Origin of the sequence: Vibrio sp. MEBiC08052, assembly GCF_001506075.1 — a bacterium.
In the GTDB taxonomy this organism is placed as follows: Bacteria; Pseudomonadota; Gammaproteobacteria; order Enterobacterales; family Vibrionaceae; genus Vibrio.
In genome coordinates this window covers 401,761-404,817 of sequence record NZ_KQ947475.1, presented here as the reverse complement: position 1 = coordinate 404,817, position 3,057 = coordinate 401,761, and the positions used below count along the sequence as shown (strand labels likewise).

Annotated in this window: 2 rRNA genes; both read right to left on the bottom strand. The window is 51.7% G+C overall.

The annotated features are described in order from the left end of the window. Window positions 1-4: 4 nt before the first annotated feature. Window positions 5-98: ribosomal RNA gene (gene rrf / locus VRK_RS01905) — 5S ribosomal RNA — on the bottom strand. A gap of 85 nt (window positions 99-183) precedes the next feature. Then, window positions 184-3,057, bottom strand: a 23S ribosomal RNA gene (locus VRK_RS01900).

The window sequence follows — 3,057 nt, the reverse complement described above, 5'->3', positions numbered from 1 at the left end:
TCTCACATGGGGAGACCCCACACTACCATCGGCGCTGTTTCGTTTCACGACTGAGTTCGGCATGGATCAGGTGGGTCCAAAACGCTATCGTCGCCAAGCAAATTCTTAAAATTCGGAAAGCTGTTTTTGTTCTCTACACAATCAAATTATTCCTACTGAGCCACAAAACCCCTTCGGTGTTGTATGGTTAAGTCTCACGGGCAATTAGTACAGGTTAGCTCAACGCCTCACAGCGCTTACACACCCTGCCTATCAACGTTCTAGTCTCGAACAACCCTTCAGGACAGTTAAACTGCCAGGGAGAACTCATCTCAAGGCTCGCTTCCCGCTTAGATGCTTTCAGCGGTTATCGATCCCGAACTTAGCTACCGGGCAATGCGATTGGCATCACAACCCGAACACCAGAGGTTCGTCCACTCCGGTCCTCTCGTACTAGGAGCAGCCCCTTTCAATTCTCCAACGCCCACGGCAGATAGGGACCGAACTGTCTCACGACGTTCTAAACCCAGCTCGCGTACCACTTTAAATGGCGAACAGCCATACCCTTGGGACCGACTTCAGCCCCAGGATGTGATGAGCCGACATCGAGGTGCCAAACACCGCCGTCGATATGAACTCTTGGGCGGTATCAGCCTGTTATCCCCGGAGTACCTTTTATCCGTTGAGCGATGGCCCTTCCATTCAGAACCACCGGATCACTATGACCTGCTTTCGCACCTGCTCGAGCCGTCACTCTCGCAGTTAAGCGGGCTTATGCCATTGCACTAACCTCACGATGTCCAACCGTGATTAGCCCACCTTCGTGCTCCTCCGTTACTCTTTGGGAGGAGACCGCCCCAGTCAAACTACCCACCAGGCACTGTCCTCACCCCGGATAACGGGGCCAAGTTAGAACATCAAACATACAAGGGTGGTATTTCAAGGTCGGCTCCACAATCACTAGCGTGACTGCTTCAAAGCCTCCCACCTATCCTACACATGTAGGCTCAATGTTCAGTGCCAAGCTGTAGTAAAGGTTCACGGGGTCTTTCCGTCTAGCCGCGGGTACACTGCATCTTCACAGCGATTTCAATTTCACTGAGTCTCGGGTGGAGACAGCGTGGCCATCATTACGCCATTCGTGCAGGTCGGAACTTACCCGACAAGGAATTTCGCTACCTTAGGACCGTTATAGTTACGGCCGCCGTTTACCGGGGCTTCGATCAAGAGCTTCGCCTAAGCTAACCCCATCAATTAACCTTCCGGCACCGGGCAGGCGTCACACCGTATACGTCATCTTACGATTTTGCACAGTGCTGTGTTTTTAATAAACAGTTGCAGCCACCTGGTATCTGCGACTCTCATCAGCTCCATCCGCAAGGGACTTCACCAGCAAGAGCGTACCTTCTCCCGAAGTTACGGTACCATTTTGCCTAGTTCCTTCACCCGAGTTCTCTCAAGCGCCTTGGTATTCTCTACCCGACCACCTGTGTCGGTTTGGGGTACGATTTCTTGTGAACTGAAGCTTAGAGGCTTTTCCCGGAAGCATGGCATCAATGACTTCATCACCGTAGTGACTCGACATCGTGTCTCAGCCTATCGTAGAGCCGGATTTGCCTAACTCTACAGCCTACGCACTTGAACCTGGACAACCGTCGCCAGGCCCACCTAGCCTTCTCCGTCCCCCCATCGCATTCACAACAAGTACGGGAATATTAACCCGTTTCCCATCGACTACGCCTTTCGGCCTCGCCTTAGGGGTCGACTCACCCTGCCCCGATTAACGTTGGACAGGAACCCTTGGTCTTCCGGCGGGGAGGTTTTTCACCCCCCTTGTCGTTACTCATGTCAGCATTCGCACTTCTGATACCTCCAGCAGACTTTACAATCCACCTTCAACGGCTTACAGAACGCTCCCCTACCCAATATGATAAATCATATTGCCGCAGCTTCGGTTTACAGCTTAGCCCCGTTACATCTTCCGCGCAGGCCGACTCGACTAGTGAGCTATTACGCTTTCTTTAAATGATGGCTGCTTCTAAGCCAACATCCTAGCTGTCTGAGCCTTCCCACATCGTTTCCCACTTAGCTGTAATTTGGGACCTTAGCTGGCGGTCTGGGTTGTTTCCCTCTCCACGACGGACGTTAGCACCCGCCGTGTGTCTCCCGGATAGTACTTACTGGTATTCGGAGTTTGCAAAGGGTTGGTAAGTCGGGATGACCCCCTAGCCTTAACAGTGCTCTACCCCCAGTAGTATTCGTCCGAGGCGCTACCTAAATAGCTTTCGGGGAGAACCAGCTATCTCCGAGTTTGATTGGCCTTTCACCCCTAGCCACAAGTCATCCGCTAATTTTTCAACATTAGTCGGTTCGGTCCTCCAGTTGATGTTACTCAACCTTCAACCTGCCCATGGCTAGATCACTCGGTTTCGGGTCTATATCCAGAGACTAAACGCGCAGTTAACACTCGCTTTCGCTACGGCTCCCCTAATCGGTTAACCTTGCCACTGAATATAAGTCGCTGACCCATTATACAAAAGGTACGCAGTCACCCCATAAAAGAGGCTCCTACTGCTTGTACGTACACGGTTTCAGGTTCTATTTCACTCCCCTCACAGGGGTTCTTTTCGCCTTTCCCTCACGGTACTGGTTCACTATCGGTCAGTCAGGAGTATTTAGCCTTGGAGGATGGTCCCCCCATCTTCAGACAGGATATCACGTGTCCCGCCTTACTCGTTTTCACTTAAACAACGCCTTCGGTTACGGGGCTATCACCCTCTCTCGCGTGCCTTTCCAGACACTTCACCTAACGCTGTAAAAGCTTAAGGGCTAGTCCGATTTCGCTCGCCGCTACTTTCGGAATCTCGATTGATTTCTTTTCCTCGGGGTACTTAGATGTTTCAGTTCTCCCGGTTCGCCTCATTAACCTATGAATTCAGTTAATGATAACTGCTGCTGCAGTTGGGTTTCCCCATTCGGAAATCGCAGACTCAAGTGGCTCTTACTGCCTCATCTACGCTTATCGCAAGTTAGTACGTCCTTCATCGCCTCTGACTGCCAAGGCATCCACCGTGTACG